The following is an 18,886-nucleotide window of genomic DNA, read 5'->3' on the forward strand; positions in this document are numbered from 1 at the left end:
TTAAATCAGATATTATTAAGATGAGATTTCGTCATATTCATAATTTTAATCTCTGGGTTCTTTATCTCCGTTATCCATTGAATACTGTTAGTGGAAAAATGCCTGTTGAATTAAATCAGACATAATTAAGATGAGTAATGTTATTGAACCGGCACAACCAAAATAGCCTAATATTCTGAGTAAGTCCCCTGCCCGCTCGACTGAACTCACCGTCTTATCCAGCCATTTACCAGCAAAGCGTTTAAGAGAACCTTCTTCATTAGCCGTTTCAAAAAGACTCTGCATTTTGATAATGGCCTCTTCACCGGGAAATTCGTAACCGGTCGCATCCAGCGCTGTACCCAGATTTTTCTCACCCGCTTCAATCGCTTTCAGCGTGGATCCCAGTCGTTCCAGCAACCAGGGCGATTCACACGTTTCCACCATGTTGTTGATTGCCGTTTCCATCGGTATGCCCGCGGAAAGCATGGCATTAACATTAAGAATGAATGTGGCTCCGTGAAGACGCCGGTAAATTGAATAAGGAGGAAACCGGTCAAAGAAGAAGCGCAGGTTCCCCGTCCATAAAGACAGTGATTTATAGATCAAGAAAATAAGCAACAGAATGAAGCCCAGTATCACAGACCAATACTCCGTCACGACCACATAAAAATACCAGACCCCCAACTGAAGAACGTTCCACTTTTCGAGCGGAACATTTTGTTTAAGCACCGGGACAAGCAACACACAGAACATGATGACAATACTAAAAGACAATGCAAACATATATGTCATTATCATTAATGATGATTTAATTGAGCGCCGTATTTTGTCCGAGCCTTCCGCAATGAACATGGCATTTAAAAATCCGTCTGCCACTCTGCCTGCCACATCACACGATGCTATGATGCTTAATTCCTGTTCCGGTATCCACTCTCTCAATGACTCGGAAAGCGAGAAGCCGGCCTTTAGATTTTGACTACATTCTGTGAGAATTTTTCCGATTGGACTGCCGGGATTTTTCCCCCGCCTTGTGTAGTTATCGATAAGTTTATTAAACGTGTCTTGCGCACTCACCCCATCCAGCAGATACTGCCTAAAGTTATCATATAGCTCTATTCGGTCGGTGGCGCTGAACGTTTTAAGATAAATATAACGCTCAAAATTATTCATTAAATTTGACATCCCGATCGAGGTTACAAATTTTCTTATGCGCCATCACGGGATCTACCACACCCTGATTAATCAGGTGGGTGATATTTTCACATAATGTCTCACCCCCGTTTTCACGCCAGTATTTCCATGCTGAAAACTTCCCCTCCTTTTCATACAGAGACATAAATCTGTAATCGGTTTCTATGACCTCAAATACCCCCGTGCGCCCTTTAATCCCCGTGTGCTCACATTCGTCACAGCCATTATCATTCCGAAGACAGAGAGCTTCCTTATTCGTATGTTCCTCTATCAACTCTTGCAGCTCCGGCTCAATCCTGGCTTTATGTTCTGAATAGGGCCTTTTACAGGCCGGGCATAACAACGGAGTCAGACGCAAACCGATCAGGCAGGTTATTAATGTTGCATCCGTGAGAAGATCCTGCTCTACGCCAAAGCGGCGCAGGCGCTGAATAATATCGATTGGATGACTGGTGTGTATCGTGGTAATCACGTTATGGCCTGTTTGTGCCGCTTCAATCACCCCGGTTGCGGAAGTGCTGTCGCGCACTTCACCGATATAAATAAAATCTGGGTCAAGACGCATCAGGTTTGAAATAGCCCGTCCCCAGGCTTTCCCCATTAACTGCCGGTCACTGCGATCAGCAATGATGAGGGGGGTCTGTACCGCGCCACGAATAGGTGACTCAATGGGGTCTTCGACAGTGACCAGGTTTATGCCTGAATCATCGCGGGTCACGCTCTCGGCCATACACTGCGAAAGCGTAGATTTTCCGTGTCCCGTCGGTCCACTCGAAAAAATCACCCCGGAAGGTTTCGACAATACCCGGCGGATAGCGGAGGACTGCTTGGCGGTCAGACCTAAAGACTCCAGCTCTAATTGCTGTTTACGCTTCGTAATCAGCCGTACAACCGCCAGGAGCGTTCCGGCACTCCCCGGACGGCTGGCAAAACGGCCGGTACTCAAACCGAACTCGGACACGAATTCTTCTTTGATCCGGGCATCACAGGGTTCGTTATAGCTCAACGTCCCCCTGCTCTGTTCTGTACTCATCGTATTGAACAGCGTCTGCACCGTCTTTTTTCCATTTTCCGCTGACTCTTCAAATTGCGGAATATTTCGTTTTATTCCGTCAATTCTGAACGCCACCTGAAAGTAAGAAGAGTCGATACGAAAATGGATATCCGACGCGCGTAGTTCAACCGCTTTCCTGATAATACTGATAACCGTATTTTGTGCTTCACTCTCATTCTTCTGTGAAGGTGTACGGGTTGTATCAAATGCATCAGATAATTTTGCTATTTCTTCACGCGTCACCCAATGAATCGTTGGCCTGAAATTTTTTCTCCGCAAGTTTTTTGTTAAGTCGAAAAACAAAGGATTTCCCGTCAGTTTCTCCAGCACAAATAACTGACAGGAATCTTCTTCATTATTCTTTAAAAGCCTGACACTATTTTTAACCTCTTCTGACAGGTTTATTCCCTCTAAAACGTGATGAATATTCACTAAGCTATGGGTTCGTTCAGAGTATTGCATTTGCCACTCCTTAATTGAGTACCTGCGTGCGCTGGGTGGAAATATTTTTTATCTTTACACCACTTAAACCTATGCTTAATACTTGCCAGGTTCCGCCTGGCAGCATGTGACCGGGACTGACCGTTGTTGTGTTACCCTCAGACAGGCTGATAACCGCCTTCTTCCCGTTAATTTTTACCAACTGTGGCAACAGAGCAGTGGCTGGCGTCTGTATGCCCGCGACATGGGACGTTGAGTACGGGCTGCCGGGAGCCATTGCCATTCCTGAACCATAATCACGCCCTTCGGCATCCGCTTTAGCTTTATTGAGTGCGGCTTTTGCTTCGTACAAAACCCGCTGTTTTTGAAGATTATCTAAATCCCAGACCGTGCCAGTTTCTGCACAGGCACCAAATGTCATGAGCAACAAAGTCGCAATAGTCTTATTAACGTATGCCATACACTGACCCCGATATTTTATAAGTGACTGAACCCTGATCCTGTCCGATTTCATAGATGATGCGGTTAATCCTGATCCCGGTGTACTCCCCGCCTTTAAAAACAAGCTGAGGCGGCACACGGGTTTCAACATGAAAGGTGTATTCTTTCCAGTCCTGTAGGGGTAAATCCTCGCCTTCTCCATTTTTCGTTATGTCCTTAATCGGAACCTCAGTCAGCGAAGCCGGTATATTCACAGACTGAAATAATGAGATGACCTTTAGCAATTGCTGCCCCATGTTTTGCATGGGGTCATCACCGTTCGGATGTAATTTGTGCGCAATACTCAACGCCGACATTGAGGTTTGCGTAATATTAAAATCGGGTTCTGTCCCATAGATTTTTCTTATGGCCTTAACGAATTCTTCTGACGTCACAGCAGAATTATCCGGCCTGTTGAAGTTAACGCTCATGCCTGCCTGGTTGCATTTCACCATCGCAGGTGTCCAGCCTGCGATAGAGAGAGGAAGTTTTTTTAATCCCGCTTCGCAACCCTGCAAAAATATCGGGATTGAAGACGATGTTATCCAAGGATGTTTCATCTTATCCAGCGCCGCCTGATATCTTGCTTTTTTATTTATTTCCTCCTGTTTCATTAGCCTCGCCTGAACAGCGGCGCTTTTTATCCTGTCCCGCTCATCAAGATAATGAAGAATAAAAAGTACAGCCACACCCGACATCACCAGCACCGCGGTAAAACCGATTAACTGGCCTTTAGTCATTCCCCAGTGCAGAGGCTTCAGCCGAAAATCCTTGCTCATATGAGCAGGCGTTAACAGCGCCTTAAAATCCAGCGCCTCAGTAATCCAGGTAAACCGCGCCGGATCACCATAAACAGGGATACTGATATCTTGCTGATTCCCGCGCAGCTCCTGCTTCAAATCCAGTACCACTTGCTTGATATCCTTTCCGGTATGGATCGTATCTGAAACAGGGTGAATGGAGCCTTTCTCAGTACGACCTACCAGGGTGTATTCTTCCTCATGGTGCTTATTTTGACCTAACGGGATGACGGCAATACAGCAACCTTTTAGCAAGGAGGCTAGGGCAACAATCAGTGAGTAATGACCGCGCAATTTTTGTTGCGTTTTGGGGGCAAAACCGGCCTGGGGCGATGCCTCAACGTCACGAATAGCAACAACATCGAGATTACGCGCTTTCCCTATTTTCCTCACTTCTTTCATGAAATTTCGTTGAGCCTTGATAGTTTCCCATTCAAGACCCACAACAAAACGATAATGATTAATCGTTAAAATGCGAATGGCGGTTTCCTTTATCGCACTGCCGGGGTTTTTTCTTTTTATTTTCTGTCTAGCGTACATAGGGCGTCACCGTAATCACAAAACTTTGTTTAGATTTCGCGCCGGACAATGCCCCACCCAATAAAATATTGTCGGGTGAACCTGCACCTTGCCGGTTTGAGTTATTGATATTTTGCTCGAAGCCAGACATGATTAATGTTTGCCCGGGTTTAAGCCATACACGCTGTTGTAGTGAACGGGTATCAATATCTGGGGCTTCAATCTTTTGTGTATCTGACGTTATTGTGCGAATTTGTTTAAGGCTGGAAATATCCATAAACATATTCAGCATCAGGCGATCAGAGTCTTTCAGTATCTTCGGTAAGATCGTGATATTTGTGCCGGTGGTGACACTGCCCGGCATCAGTGATTGAGAAGGAACCGTCGCATCCCCTTTCGCGTAAGCCGTGGTAGTCACATCTTTAAGGTAGGTCGTTTGTTGTCCCACTAATACCGGTGCGGCCGCCATGTTAGTCGTCATGATCGTACTGGTCTTGACGTCAGAGACTTGTGCCTGTTTAGAGAGCGCATCGAGCAGGAACGATGAACCCGCAAACCGGGCAGCGTAACCGGTTGCCGTATCGAGCACGTTAAACCCCCCGGAAATAGCGTCACCGGACATCCCGCTATTCGTGTTCGCCAGTGAGATACCGTATTTCCCATTTAAAGACTTCCAGACCAGACTCCAGTCGATGCCGATCCTGTCACTGACATCCTTATTCACGGTGTAGATCACCACTTTAAGGGTTACCTGGCGGCTGAGTGTGCGGTTTTCATCTTCAAGGTATTCCCCGACACGGCTGACCACATCCGGTACATCCGTCACCATCAAAGTGCCGGTGGTTGCATTAAGACTAAGACGGCCAACCCCCGGCGTTAACATGCTCTGTACGGTTTCTTTCAGGTCTTTATAAAGCGCGTTCTCCATTTCCACCGTCGATGACAGGGTAGAACCGCCTGAGCCTGATACTCCGGCGCTGGAACTGCCACCACTGCCGCTGCTATCCGTGCCAGTGGCATTGGACAGACCGCTTGTCACCGCACCTTTAAGGGCATACCTGGCATCGGCGGGCTGTATATCAAACCGTTTTGTTTCAAGGTAATAGAACACCACATTTCCGTTGTCGTATTTCCATGAAATGCCCAGCCGACCCGAAACGAGATCAAGAAGGCCACCCAGCTTCCCCGAATAACTAACGTCAGTAATAGTACGTGCAATGGCAGCCGTTGAAACAGTGTCATTCCCGCTAGTTTCAGCGCCAAACATAGCCAGCGGCTTCATTTCGTTGCTGTTAACGACAGGCGACGGCACAGAGGTCAGACGCTGAGTTTTTGAACCCCTTTCAGCGCCAGCATTGAGGTATGAAGCGGCATCAGGAGTGACGCGGATACGAAGACGACATTGTTCACTGATATCCTGGCTGAACTGAAAAATATCCTGTGGCCTAACTGTTTTATAAATAACCTGACAATTAACCACCGGCCGGGGAGCATCATATTTAGGCTTTGGCAGCGGGGTTGGGGTGATATACTGACTGTTCTGGAACTGAACTACCGGATAATTGTCTTCCATTTGTTGTATCAACGAAGAAGCTTTGTTTCCTGTTTCTTCAGCCTCTTGCTTAACTTCATTCATTCGCTGCATCGCGCAGCCAGAAAGCATTAAAGCTGCAATAATAATTGACAGTGTTGTTTTCATATTTTCACTTTCTATCACTGATTACGATGAGGCATTGATGGCGATACCCGCTGACATAAAGCGGAGCCTGTGCTTTACGATAGAGATTAAAGAGTTGGCTGGTCGCATCTTCAAAAGACGCACTACTAAATAAAAGTGGATAATCAATGGCGTAATCAGTATCCGTATCCCATCTAACGTTCCACTTTCCCTTTCCTGTCGGACATTTTTCTTTTGATACCCACGATTCAAATCCTTTTTTCAGAGAAGTTCCCTTATCAATTTTCCAGACCTTAATTTCAGGTGCCGATTTGATAATGGGTTTAGGTATTTCCGGCGTGAGCTGCTTGGTCGATTGAGTCACAGCAGGTGTTATAGGTGGAAGTCTTGTCTTCCCCTCTTTACCGGTTGTTGCGGGTATCACCGGCTTATCAGATAAAAGTTTCCCTGTTGCCGTTGTGACTGGCGCTGCCGTTTGTGTACCGTACTTAACAACAACGGCTTTTTTGGTTTCGCTGATATCAGCTACAAGACCATAACGGGTAAGCATTTTTCGGAGCACATGAGGCCATTGATCATTGCCAATCCATGAAACATTGCCCCGGAACTTCTGGGAAACATCAGGCGAGAGTTTTACACCCCATGATGCAGGTACAATCTTTCGCACGGCGGTGTATAAAGGAACGTGTTTCCCATCAATGGTAACGAAAGACGTTTTACTGTAGTTCCCTTGTCTTGTTGTTAATATTGTTGCTGGCACTGGCTGCGGCACAATGTCTACCGCACTACTTTGATGAATTTGCCTGGAAGGTATTTGGGATACGACAGGTTCAAAACTTACCCAGTCCCCCCTTGGTTCAGAGAGTTTAGGCGGTGAACTACACGCCGATAATGCATTAGTAATTAAGCCAACTAAGATTATTTTTTTTGTTCGCATATCAAAGCCTTTTTTTCATTTCATCGTCAATGACGGCTGAAAAACCCTCGTTAAACTCAGCATTGAGATGTTGTTCCTTTTTGCGCATAGGGATAACGATCCCGTCCAATTGCTCCCGACTCGCCAAAGGTATATTAGGCCGAGGCATATTTGCCCTTGATTTAAAAACATCTTCTTTATACCAAAAGATTTTCCTGGCTTTTATATTTAAAGGCTTGGTGTCGTTATTACCTTGGATAAAGACAATTTCCTCATCATATGGCATATCGAGTATTTCTTGTGGCAACATTAATGGTCTGGGTTGTACGGTTCGATTACGACCTCGACTTTTTTGTTTTCCACCGACATTATCAGAGTACGTTGTTACCGGAACGGTGGTTGTTCCGAGCGCTTTACTGTATTCTTCTGCGGCGGAAAAATCTTGTTTTGCAGGCGCGTAAACAATTTCAACATGAAAGGCATTCATCATTGCATCTGCGGTTTCCCTACCATACATATTCTTGGCCCGTAATTGTGCTTTATTCTGGAATATAAAGTTAAATCTAAATCCATAACCGCGCAAAAGTGCAGGCGCGTTTTCAAATGCTTTAATTCGCCCCATGACTTTTGTTTCATCCATAAACATACCTATCTGGTATTTAAGACGCGGTTTGCCATTTTCATCAAAGCCGCCATCCTCTGGTAAAACCTTTGAATTAGCCCCCATTAATTGAGTGAAAAACAAATTCATGAGCGTACCGAATTTATCTACTGCATCATTAGTGACGGAAAAATAAACGCTCATTTTTCTTTCACGCATTTTAGAAAAATCAATATCGTTCCCTGAAACAGCCCATGCTACTTTCTTCTCACCAAACATCCCCAAAACTTCGGAAATGCTAGCCATATAGATAGACCACGATTTCGGGTTTGAAGAGATGGATATGATATTCATCATTTCCCGAATGCATTCAGAAGACAGCGCCCGATCTTCGTTATCCCTTGTCTCAATGGTATCTTCTACCCACTGCGGCAGCTCTTCACCCAAACTGGTGATTTCGTACACCTGTGGAAGCGTGAGTGGCAATTCAGGCGTTTCCATCAGGTACAACACCAGAGCTGAGAAGATCTTACCGGCGTTATTGTAGAAAGCCTGGTTCTCAGGGTTTGATGAGACAAAAAGCGCAGTGGCTATGGTTTTGATATCGGCAAAACGTTCCAGCTCATCACGAGAGAGATAAAACAGCGGGTTCCAGCGATGAGTTTCCAGTAGTTCAGGCGAAAAGCGATAACACTCATGGCCACAGGCAGCACGAAAACCCGATGTAATGTTCCAGTTTTCGAATTTAGGGTCATTCACCGCGACTGAATCAGGAAATGACAACAGATTAGGAATGACAAAACTCACCCCTTTACCACTCCCCGGTGGGGCAGCCAGAAGAATAAAGGTCTGACCGTATGATGTAAGAAAAATGTTTTTAGTGGGATGTTTACCTATGATGATACCTGGATATTTTTTCTTTTTACCTTTACTCATAGCGGGATCCTTTAATCCGGTAAAATTTAGTGGTAGTCGCCTTTATAGTGAAGAGGTTCAAGCTCTCGGTTATTGGCAAATCGGGCATTACCATAAAGTGATTTTGTTTTTGGCATGAAGTACAACCAAAGAAAAATAATCGCCACAAACACAGGCAAGAACGCTATCCATGCAGCCAGCACACCGCCCCATACAGCACTCGCGAAATCTGGATGTTGAAAAGGTAAATGTACGCTATGATATAATGACCACCATGTCACTTGACTGACTGACACATCGGACAAATAAAGATGTAGCGCGCCACCGGAATAGTTACCCATCACAACACAAGCGACAACGGCCAATATCCATATAGTTATACCCAAGAAGAATGTTTTCATGATTACCGCCCAGAGACACCATTTAAAAGTCGGTTCTTAATTTCAGGCTCATAATGAACTTCTAATATCCTTGTATGTTCCATATAAAGGACGATATCAAATGATGTTCTGACTCGCCGCTCTATATAGTCATAATCAAGCCCCATTCCAACCGGAGACTGCTTGACCATTCCGCAAACACGACCATAACCCGAAAGCGTGTCATTGGCGTGAGCCGTTGTTATAGTGCCGGGATGCCCTGTATTCAACAGTTCCATAAAATCCCAGGCTTCATCACCTGTCAGCTCGGCCAGAAAGATATGATCCGGCTTCATGCGCAGTGAACACGACACAAGCTCTTTTGGGGAAATAATATCGCCGTAGATTAAATGAACATGATTGGGATGAAGGGGTAGTTTTAATTCATTTATCGCTTCAATGGTCAGCATTCGACGATGAACAGGGAATAAATCAACTAATGCTTTAGCAAACGTGGTTTTACCGGAACCTGTTCCGCCAAAAATAATAATATTCAGTTTCCTTTCAATCGCCAGAGTAAAGAAATTTATCCAATCTTTCTTCTGATGATAACACTTCAATCTTATTTGCCATTCTTCCAGTTCCTGCCCTTTATTCTCGATCGCACGCGCATGTTCAAATCGCCCACTCTCTATATATCCCTGCAAAGTAAACCTATCGAGTGAAGGTTTACGGAATGTCATAGACAGTGTTCCTTTCTCACAGGCAGGAGGCATGACAATCAAGCCACGTTCGGTATCCGGTAATTCAACAGTTTTGATTGGCGATTTAGTTGTCAGGCTTTGGTTATTATAAGCGGCCAGAGAATTTGCCAGCCTCATACAAAGGGAATAATCAAGATGAGGTTTATCTTCCCTTACCCAGCCAGTTTCATTTTCAAGCCATATTTCCCCTGGTCTATTAATTGCCACATCACTAATGCCTGGCCGATTCAAACACTCATGCACACCGCTCTGATTAAGGAAATCTCGTGACAATGCGGCATTATCAAAACTCATGAATTACCCTCCCTGCTATCGATCATATCGTGAACACGAGCATAAGAAGAGGAGGCGCTATTAGCATTACCTGATATTATCGTGTCGGAATGCCCTGCAATCAGGCACTTCATAAAAACCCAAGTTTCGATAACATCTTCAAACGTAATTTCTCTTGCGTTGTATTGTGTCATTTAAATCACCTTACCGGTCTTGTCTTGAATACCGATGAGAAATTCACATCCTGCGCAACGATCACATTAATAACAGTTCCGGGAAGCACATAACCCGTCGGCGGAATGTTAATGCTATTTTCCAGCGCCTTGGTTGCCATGTTTTCAGCATTGCGCTCGCTATTATCAAAAGAGTAGGTAGAGTCGTTGCGTTTAGTGGCATTGGCGGCACTCGCGAAAGCATCCTGGATAAAGGACAACATCACCGCACCACCGAAACGTTCCCCATAATGATTATCGACATAGGCTTCTGTGCCACTTTCACCCATCGCGCCGGAGCCAAGCGCATTAAGGCTGGCGCGAACCCCTGCGGTAGTTTCGAGGTCTGTCCAGGTTGTAAATACACGGGTTTGTCCTGGCCTTATCTCAACCTTCTGTTCACCATCCAGTTCAGCCCCGGCTTCAGCAATGATCACACTACCGTCTGACGAGTAAAGCGGTTGTGTGAGCATGCATTTAACAAACCCTGGGTGATCCGTTTTTACTGCGGTATACAGCGCACAGCGCAGGTTTGATTTACGTTTCAGAAGAAACTTACGCGCTGGCGAGAGATACGCGCCAGTCGGGGCATAACGGGAACCATTAAGGTCAGAGATATCGCCTCTGGTATTCTCTTTTGGAACGCCCAGGCTTGCAGATCCCTCCACATCAGGCGTCACCGGGGCGGCCTGAGCATAAGAACGCATACGTTGCTCGTCAGCATCACTACGGGTTGATTGTGACTGGCTGCTGCTACCACCGCCCGTTTCCTGAATAGCAATACCCCCACTGAGTTTTCGCAAATAGGCCGGGCTGGGTTGTTCTGGCTCTGCTGTTGCATTTGCTTTACCGGTTTGCGGGGGATTGGGGACTGGGGCTTCCTGCTTTTTCTGTGCCTCTTGCTGTCGCCTTTTGAGGATCTGCGCTCTTTTCTTTTGAATATCATCATCGGTGACTGGCTTTGCCGCCAATGCAGCATCAGCTTTAACTTTTGACTCATCAACTTTATTAGGATTATTTGCCTCAATCGCTTGCAAAGCGAAATAAAAAATAACGCCAAGAGCCATAAAAAGGAAAAATACCCCGCCACCAATAACGAGCAAAACTTTAGCTTTAGGTTTTCGGTCTTTTTTTACGCCCAGAAGATTAAAATCGCCCCGCGGTGTATTTTTTGTGGATTCGTCAGTATTACTGTTTTCTGGCATTTATCGTCTCCCTAACTTCACCGGTCGTCGTGCCGTTGTAATTATAAAAACCGGTATTGTTCACCTTAGTCCTGACAGCAAGCACCAGTTTATTCAGTCGCAATTTATACATTGCACTCACGCTGTGAATAACCAAAATGTCATTGACGTGATGGAAATTAACCAGCGTTTCAGTTCCATCAGGAAGAACTTCATAAACAACGGGACGAGGGGCATTTGTCGGGAACCTCATGCATGTGAAAGTCCCATTATCCCAGACCTCAGAGGGGGAAATAACGAGATCGCCTTTCTTCTCATAACGCCGGTTCTCTCTGCCAGAACAGGGATTCTGGTTTAAGTGACGACCAATAAACAGGCTTTCATCCGCTTTCAGCGGTTTCGGATAATTGAAACGTAATAAGTAAGTTGTTTGTGCTACATCCTTCACCAACTTTAATTCCAGAATATAAGTACGTCTGTCAGTATTAATAATGAAGTTTGTATTAGGGTCCTGGTCAGTCCTGGGCTTTATCGTCACCCTGTCCCCCGATTTATTCGGACCGACCTCCCATGCGCTAGGATCGCCCATCGCCATCATCCCTGTGTCACGCCTGATGGTTTCTCCGGGTTCAAGTTGCACTATCGTGGCCCGGCCAACCGAAGCATTCACCCGAAAGACGTTATCGGGCGAATAGGTCGCCGTCTGAATGCGTTTATCCAACTGCGCTCCCTTCCCGACAGTTTCAGCATGAGTCACAGAGGCACAGGCCGTGAAGATACAGAACGCCAAAAAGTGTATTTTCATCGTTAATATCCTACCTCCTGGCTTAACTCATACGAGCGCGCAGCAAAGCCCCTGGGGTTAAGCCACTCGTCTTTTTGCACTTTAGGCGGTTTGCCGTAATCAAATGATAACGTAGCAAGCCATTTTGTTGCCGGTATTTCCTGAACAGGAACGCCAGCCTCATCAAGAATGGTTTTCGTGAATCGTATTTGAACGGTTCCGTTATGCTTGTCTTTATCTCTTTGAGAAAAAACGATGTTGTTTATATCGATTCTGATTTGTCGTTTATCACCCAGCTGTTCCAAATATCCCTTTTTGGATAACTGGAAGTTTTTATACTCGGTAAACGTTCCCGGATAAGACATTAAATCGACAATATGATAACGCGCGTCCTGCGTAGAAAAATTATAACTCTCTCGCTGCCGGACATAAGTTGTCGTCCAAAATGAATCATCACGCTCATTAGCGTCATTATTCCCCCCGTATTTAACAATATCGGTATAACCTGAGTTGTTATCGACACGAAGGAGGTAGGGTTCTACTGTTTTTAATGGCGTCAAACCAAGAACGGCCCCCATTGACATGAAAGTAATAACACCAAAAAAGATATTTAATCGTTTAGCATTTTTGGTTTTTTTCTTTTCCTCTTCTGCCACATGCTTCTCAAACCAGAGTGCGGCTTTTGCGTAGGCACGACTGGCCTCTCCTATATTTCGGCCTTGTTCGGGTGAGAGATTGTCTTTTCCTTTTTCAATATCATAGGCCTCTTTTATTACTTCCTTTTTCCTCTTTCCAAACATATCAATCTCCAGAATGGTTATTAGCCGTGAACTTATTAATTTCAATCCATTCGTCAGCATATCTATTTTCATTTATCTGTGAACTACAACCAGATAAAAAAAGCAGACAAGTCAACGACAATAAACGGAGTCTATTGGTCATAATAAAATTCACTATTAAGATTAAGATTAAGATACAGAATAACAGTTGATATTAGGCGGGACGGATGCGATTTCTAAACGCTCCGGATATTCGGGTTGCAGCTCCTAATCCAGTACCTTTCATTAGCAGTTTCTTGAGGCCATGAACACCACTCGGAGATCCACCCATTACAGTTGCTGCATAGTTTGGTATTTCCGATGCTATAGCACTAAAAGTACCAAAGTAGAATAAGAGTGCAAATGCACCACCAAGAGAACTATCTACTTCTCCATTCGTTAGAACAAAACTATTCAGGAAGTTGATTTCAAGTGTAATAGCCACGCCAAATATCAATTGCGTCAACATAAAACCACCAAGTAAAGATACCCACCCCCAAAAATACTGTCTTGTTTGATCAAAAAGGCCAAATGCTATAAATAACGGACCAACAACAAGGAAAAGAGATGTAGATACTTTCAATGTCATTAAAGTTGCAACGCAAAGTGCTAAAAAGGGGATGCCGCCAATTAGCATAACTAATATAGTTATTACTGCAACAGCCGTAGTCTTAAAATTGGTTATAGAAAAATCAGTGACATTTACATAATTAAGAATTCCATTTAAGAAACTATTGATTAAAGTATCCACTTGATTATTGCCTACTGCTCCGTTTGATAATTGTTGTATAGCCCAAGTTGGCATTCCATTAACAAACGGGACTACTACATTCATGTACCAATCAACATTAAAGGCACTAAATATAATAAAGGCTGATTTTATAGAGTTAAATATTTCGTCTTGAAGAACACTATTAAACCCTTTGAAATACCAAGACAGCACATTAAGAGTTCGATCTATCGACCAGAACGCCCCAAAAAGGGAACCGACACCAATCATTAATAATGCGGTGCCGGTTGATATAGTTCCTGATAGAGCATTATCGACTGCCTGGTATAGAGTTTCTGCAATGTGCAACTCTATCGCCATACCTACTCCACTTGTTTTTCATAGATCCTATTAGATTTATGAATTTTGTCTTTTTCTAAGTACATGGTCTCAATGCCGTTTGCCGTAGAAATAGTCGAAGCATTGTCAATTTTCCAATCGGATTCCTGAGTAAACCAAGTACCGTTGTTCAAAAACTTACTGACAACATGGCAGGTACTATCTTTACAAGTGATGGTCATTCGTTCGTCCATCCACTTCAACAATGGCTTTCCTTCTGAGGTACTCACCGCTTTCCAGTTGCCAATAAATTGTTCACCGCTATCGTTACAACCGGAAAGCGCCAGTGTCCCTAACAACAGTCCAGATAAAAGAAATGCTTTTTTCATCTTTTTTTCCTGAGTTATGTTGAGTTATGTATATAAAGTATAGGGGATCACAAATCGGCTCATGGTGTCAATTGCAAGTAGGTAATTTTTTGGTATTCCCTACGGCGTAATCCCATAAATCTTGTGCTCTCTTCTTATCAGCGAGTTTTTCTTGCTGATCCATCAGCATCTTAACGTTTTGAAGCTGAATTTGTTGGTTCTGCAACTCCAACTGTTCCTGTTGTAACCGCAACGCCAGTTCTTCACGTTGTTGTGGCGTCTGTACGGTGTTGAGTTTCTGACGGAGCTGTTCCGCGTTTTTTATACGCTGTGAGGCTGCGTTATACGTATCTTCAAGCGCGCCGGCCTGGGACAGCAGGTGATCAAACGATTTCTGGACGTTGGGGTCACGGGACGTCAGGCCATAACGGTTACGCAAATCAGCCAGGTTCTTTGTCCTGGTGTAGATATTGCTCCAGTCATTAATCGGCAACACATTGTTAAGCAGCGGATCATTCAGGAAGTTACCCAGCTGGTCGTTACCCGTTACCAGGCCTTTGTAATGATCATACTGACTCTTCGCCTGCTGAATCGCCTCCTTTGTTTTATTCAACTGTAACAGGGCTTCATCTGCCTGTTGTTTAGCATTTGCCGCCAATTGAGCGATATTCGCCACATCGATAGTGGGTATCCCCGATGCCGCAGTGATAACCGGTGTTAAGCCTATTCCCAATGCGATCACCATTGCTGTTAGACTTTTTTTCATTTTCATCCTTATTTATTATTCATACGTTGCATTTCGTCCAGAAACTCACCAACCCATATTTTAGGGTCATTCGTGCCCAGCTTTTCCCTGATACTGGCGGCAATATGGACGTTACCTTCCTTTCCTATTGTTGTTGACAAAAGAGGAAGCCAGTATTTCAAATCGTCGGTCATATCAAATGACAGTACCGTGGATTGTTGACCTTGTTTGATAAGAAATTCACGCGCTAACGGGTTCAGTCGGAACACGATGTCAAATTCCTTCCCCTTTATATTAAACTTCTCATATTCTTTCGCGTCGGCCTGGTCATTTGCCAGCCATATTTGAGTGACTACCTGCTGAATTACAGAGGCACCATGAGTTGATTTACTGAGATCATCAGGTTGCTGAGTATCCATAGTCAGTATTTCTCCTCGGGTTCGCCCCGCTTTTAATATTTCTCTGATTGCATCCGCTGTACTGTCAAACGAGAGAGGGATCCAGCACTCAGCAATAATATTCAGGAGCATATTTGCCGATTGATATTGATGCATAAGTCGTTTCAGAAAAAACATTGTGTTCAGGAATATCTCCATCATGTCGGGATTTTTCGTGAAAAATGTTTTCTGCATGATACGGGTACAATCAAAAGCCAGTCTGCGGAATTTTTTAGGGTCAAAAAGGTTCACGGGGGCATCACAAACCCATGCATAGCGTCCTTCCGAACCATCAGGGCAGACACGGCACCATTTCCGCAAGCGGACATGAAGACAGTTCTCATCTTCTGTCGGGGCGATGTTTTGCAGCAGCAGCGACATCCCCCGGTTCTTCACCACGGAGTGCGAAAGTACGGCCTCAATAGACTGTTTAATCTGGTTCTCTTCGGCATCGCTACAGTCACCCGCCATTGTCTGCACCATATCGAACAACTGGCTACGCAGTTCTGGGGTGTCTTCCAACTGAAACAGGTTAATGCCTGTCGATACCCCCGGCCTTATCACATAATACTCTGTCGATAATGCCCGCAGCAGGTTTTCAAACGAATGGTTGTAATCCAGACAGAACAAGAGAGGATCCCAGCGGCTGGCGAAGACAATTAATTCAGCTTCAAGCGTTGTTTTACCCGCCCCCGTCTTACCCACAACAGAGATATGGCCAGGCAGACGCTCACCGGTATTATTCTTCCCTACCGGACTGTTATGAGCGTTAAAGAAGTACAACGCATCATTCGCTGAACGAAACGGCATCCACGCTTTACCGTCGCCGGGCGGGTTCCCTTCTGCTTTCCCTACCGAAGAAGCATGTAAGGAAAAACCGCAGGCCAGGTTCTCTGTTGATTTGGGAACGGGGTACATTGCGATAGTGCAACCCGGAAATAGAGAGTAATAAGAATCGTCGTTCGTTACCGTGGAACGGATAAAACGGGTATCTCTCGCGGAAAAAATGGAATCCAGGGTAGCTCCGTTATCAATGGCTTTTTGCGGGGTATCGCCATAAACGATAAGAGCCGCATGATAGCGTCCGAACATCTTCTCGCCCTGGGTAATGTGCTGGACGGCATCTTCCAGCGCTTTAGTTTGCTCTGTTTCACCTTCTGCCGAGGTCAGATCCACCGTCTGTTTGGCAAAATTGACCTTAGATTTGTTTCTATCTTCAAAAATGAAAGTCTGGACTAACGAAAAATCAAACTGCTCTTCAATAGCCTCATCCCACATTCCCGGAACCGTCTTTGAGGGGTAATCTCGCAGATCATACGTAGTGGCATACCTCACCCCACCACTATTGGGACGATTTTCAACATAATCGTAGGGAGCAAAGTTGGTCACACTGTCAATGATAGCATCCCCAAGTCGGGTATCAGAGAGCATGACATCCCTCTCTTCACCGTTAATTAACAGAGAGAAATACCGACCAACTTGTGAGTAAACCGATCCCGCTGCATTTTCCTCTACCCCCAGAACCGAAGGTTCAAATGCACTCAGCATCTTCTCAACCATAATGAGAATTTCATTCATACGGCTGATACCCTCATCTAGTTCTTTATATTTCAGAATGAAGGCCATTGTATAACCGACTTGTCGGTATTTCCCTTTTCGGAAAGGTGCTGTGTAGGTATCAACAAAATCCTGCAATACAGGCAATTCGATTTGGTATTCCGCATCAAGTGATATTGAAGATTTTGTTGTCCATGTTTGAATCATCAAGTTTTTTCCTTCTTTCTTTCCAAGAGAAAGAAGAAACCGATTTTCATTGGTGAACATTCTATTCAATTCTGGTATTTCTTTTGTTTCGTAAGAAACACCTTTAAACCTGACGACACTGATTAAACGTTGCCCCGAAAGCGTAACCATATTTTCATGCACATGGTAATTCATCCACGGCACTCTAATCTCTGGCGATAAACCTTTTTTGCGCAATTCGCCTGCCATAAAATTGATTCCATCGTGGGTTGCAGGGAGTTATCAATAAAGCACGCCCGTACACCCTATTTCGTATGTAACGCCCCAACATAAAACGGAGGCGTGTCAGAAAACGACTGTCAGACTCACAAATAATCCTGACTACAACAAATAAGGTAACGGGGATAATTAAAGCAATCAGACCATACCAGCTAAAAATAGAACAACTGATACCCGTGATAATAATCCCAAGAAAGATAATTCCCAGAAGCACGAACTGCGGAACTCCTTGATAGGAAGCCGTTCGACCCATTGCATTATAACTTTCAAAGGATAAATCTTCACCATCCATATTATCCCCCTGTCATTATCAGGAAGTAGTACCAAACACCTGCCACATCGCAGTGAAGAAGACGATAGCCCCACCGATCCAGATAGCCATACTGAGATCGCCGATATAATCCCAGAATGTCTTATCATGGTTTCCTGACATACGAGAAATCGCTAAACGGATACCGGAAATAATGACACAGCAAAGTACAATCACGCCTGCTAATGTATATAATCCAATCTGAATATTCTTAGCATACTGAATAAGTGTATCCAGCCAACCTGTACTGCCACCGGCAGCAAGTGAATAGGGTGAAAATGCGAGCATTGAAATAGCCAGTAAAACATATTTCTTCATGGCCTTTTCTCTCGCGTTAGCTTTTAACATCTGTTTTTTCCTCATTAATTTTTTCAGCCGCAGGCTCACTGCTGCTTTTCTCAGGCTGACTATATTTAGGATATTGCTGTAAAACGTCCCAAGCGTCATAAACAGGTGTGTCTCGCTGTGAAGATGGTTCTTTCACTGTCTCATCACCCAATGCAGGAACTTTTATATTCGTCGTATTTGCTGCAACCACTCTTTCCACATAACTTGTACTGTTATTTTCTTTCTTAAACCCCCTTGTATAGTTTCCACTGTAATAACATGAAAATGATTTCCTCAATGCCTGTTGTTCTGAATCACCGCTCTTTAATGCTCGTGAATAACAGTCTTTTAAAATATCAGACCCCATTTTCAAGTTAGTACAGGGTGAAAAGATAGATTCAGCCTCTTTTACATCAAAATACTGTCGATTAATCTGCGCCAGACCAATGCTGAAATTGGCATTTCTTTTATCAAGCTGTTTAATCGCATTTAACGCTTCTTCTTTCGTTCGTGGCTGACGACTTAGCGGTTTCCCTACAACCCCGATAGCCCAAGGATTAAAACCGGATTCAGTTTTAACAATGCGGCTTAATGTATCGGGTGCCACATCGGGAGCGCACTGCATCGCCAGCGCCAGAAAAGCCGCTGTTGATATCAT

At 44.5% G+C, this 18,886-nt stretch carries 20 protein-coding genes; all 20 read right to left on the minus strand.

Going from position 1 to position 18,886, the window contains the following annotated elements:
• Window positions 1-87: 87 nt before the first annotated feature.
• Window positions 88-1,152 carry a type II secretion system F family protein gene (locus Xbud_RS15330; RefSeq protein WP_099136916.1) on the minus strand — a complete coding sequence of 355 codons (1,065 nt, stop codon included), beginning with the start codon at window positions 1,150-1,152 and terminating at the stop codon, window positions 88-90.
• The gene (locus Xbud_RS15335) at window positions 1,145-2,689 is read right to left on the minus strand and encodes a GspE/PulE family protein (RefSeq protein WP_099136864.1); all 1,545 of its coding nucleotides are present in this window, start codon (window positions 2,687-2,689) and stop codon (window positions 1,145-1,147) included. The genes Xbud_RS15330 and Xbud_RS15335 overlap by 8 nt, the downstream gene beginning before the upstream one ends.
• Window positions 2,690-2,699: 10 nt before the next feature.
• A complete protein-coding gene (pilP, locus tag Xbud_RS15340; RefSeq protein WP_099136865.1) occupies window positions 2,700-3,128 on the minus strand; it encodes a type IV pilus biogenesis protein PilP in 429 nt (142 codons plus the stop codon).
• Window positions 3,115-4,488 (minus strand): type 4b pilus protein PilO2, encoded by a 1,374-nt coding sequence (gene pilO2, locus Xbud_RS15345; RefSeq protein WP_099136866.1) that lies wholly within the window; start codon window positions 4,486-4,488, stop codon window positions 3,115-3,117. Before pilO2 ends, pilP begins: the two co-directional genes overlap by 14 nt.
• The gene (pilN, locus tag Xbud_RS15350; protein ID WP_211283532.1) at window positions 4,478-6,166 is read right to left on the minus strand and encodes a PilN family type IVB pilus formation outer membrane protein; all 1,689 of its coding nucleotides are present in this window, start codon (window positions 6,164-6,166) and stop codon (window positions 4,478-4,480) included. The genes pilO2 and pilN overlap by 11 nt, the downstream gene beginning before the upstream one ends.
• A 4-nt stretch (window positions 6,167-6,170) precedes the next feature.
• Window positions 6,171-7,082, minus strand: a complete 912-nt coding sequence (locus tag Xbud_RS15355; RefSeq protein WP_099136867.1) for a TcpQ domain-containing protein — start codon at window positions 7,080-7,082, stop codon at window positions 6,171-6,173.
• Between the two features lies 1 nt (window position 7,083).
• Complete coding sequence (locus Xbud_RS15360; RefSeq protein ID WP_099136868.1) at window positions 7,084-8,598, minus strand: type IV secretory system conjugative DNA transfer family protein; 1,515 nt, start codon at window positions 8,596-8,598, stop codon at window positions 7,084-7,086.
• Window positions 8,599-8,624: 26 nt separating this feature from the next.
• Complete coding sequence (locus Xbud_RS15365) at window positions 8,625-8,978, minus strand: hypothetical protein (protein ID WP_099136869.1); 354 nt, start codon at window positions 8,976-8,978, stop codon at window positions 8,625-8,627.
• Between the two features lie 2 nt (window positions 8,979-8,980).
• Window positions 8,981-9,994 (minus strand): P-type DNA transfer ATPase VirB11, encoded by a 1,014-nt coding sequence (gene virB11, locus Xbud_RS15370; RefSeq protein WP_099136870.1) that lies wholly within the window; start codon window positions 9,992-9,994, stop codon window positions 8,981-8,983.
• Window positions 9,991-10,167, minus strand: a complete 177-nt coding sequence (locus Xbud_RS19880) for a hypothetical protein (RefSeq protein WP_169923086.1) — start codon at window positions 10,165-10,167, stop codon at window positions 9,991-9,993. Before Xbud_RS19880 ends, virB11 begins: the two co-directional genes overlap by 4 nt.
• Before the next feature lie 5 nt (window positions 10,168-10,172).
• Window positions 10,173-11,390: a TrbI/VirB10 family protein gene (locus tag Xbud_RS15375; protein WP_099136871.1), complete on the minus strand. Its 1,218-nt coding sequence runs from the start codon at window positions 11,388-11,390 to the stop codon at window positions 10,173-10,175.
• Window positions 11,374-12,174: a TrbG/VirB9 family P-type conjugative transfer protein gene (locus tag Xbud_RS15380; protein WP_099136872.1), complete on the minus strand. Its 801-nt coding sequence runs from the start codon at window positions 12,172-12,174 to the stop codon at window positions 11,374-11,376. The genes Xbud_RS15375 and Xbud_RS15380 overlap by 17 nt, the downstream gene beginning before the upstream one ends.
• Before the next feature lie 2 nt (window positions 12,175-12,176).
• Entirely contained in the window at window positions 12,177-13,013 is an 837-nt protein-coding gene (locus Xbud_RS15385) for a VirB8 family type IV secretion system protein (RefSeq protein ID WP_244589988.1), read from the minus strand.
• Window positions 13,014-13,146: 133 nt separating this feature from the next.
• The gene (locus Xbud_RS15390; RefSeq protein WP_099136874.1) at window positions 13,147-14,061 is read right to left on the minus strand and encodes a TrbL/VirB6 family protein; all 915 of its coding nucleotides are present in this window, start codon (window positions 14,059-14,061) and stop codon (window positions 13,147-13,149) included.
• Between the two features lie 2 nt (window positions 14,062-14,063).
• Window positions 14,064-14,408 carry a hypothetical protein gene (locus Xbud_RS15395; protein ID WP_099136875.1) on the minus strand — a complete coding sequence of 115 codons (345 nt, stop codon included), beginning with the start codon at window positions 14,406-14,408 and terminating at the stop codon, window positions 14,064-14,066.
• A 67-nt stretch (window positions 14,409-14,475) separates the two neighbouring features.
• A complete protein-coding gene (gene virB5 / locus Xbud_RS15400) occupies window positions 14,476-15,153 on the minus strand; it encodes a P-type DNA transfer protein VirB5 (RefSeq protein WP_244589989.1) in 678 nt (225 codons plus the stop codon).
• A gap of 8 nt (window positions 15,154-15,161) precedes the next feature.
• Window positions 15,162-17,561: a VirB4 family type IV secretion system protein gene (locus Xbud_RS15405; RefSeq protein ID WP_099136877.1), complete on the minus strand. Its 2,400-nt coding sequence runs from the start codon at window positions 17,559-17,561 to the stop codon at window positions 15,162-15,164.
• Window positions 17,518-17,883 carry a hypothetical protein gene (locus tag Xbud_RS15410; protein ID WP_099136878.1) on the minus strand — a complete coding sequence of 122 codons (366 nt, stop codon included), beginning with the start codon at window positions 17,881-17,883 and terminating at the stop codon, window positions 17,518-17,520. The genes Xbud_RS15405 and Xbud_RS15410 overlap by 44 nt, the downstream gene beginning before the upstream one ends.
• An 18-nt stretch (window positions 17,884-17,901) precedes the next feature.
• Entirely contained in the window at window positions 17,902-18,249 is a 348-nt protein-coding gene (locus Xbud_RS15415; RefSeq protein WP_099136879.1) for a type IV secretion system protein VirB2, read from the minus strand.
• Window positions 18,236-18,886 carry a lytic transglycosylase domain-containing protein gene (locus Xbud_RS15420; protein WP_099136880.1) on the minus strand — a complete coding sequence of 217 codons (651 nt, stop codon included), beginning with the start codon at window positions 18,884-18,886 and terminating at the stop codon, window positions 18,236-18,238. Before Xbud_RS15420 ends, Xbud_RS15415 begins: the two co-directional genes overlap by 14 nt.

The organism is Xenorhabdus budapestensis (assembly GCF_002632465.1).
GTDB lineage: Bacteria > Pseudomonadota > Gammaproteobacteria > Enterobacterales > Enterobacteriaceae > Xenorhabdus > Xenorhabdus budapestensis.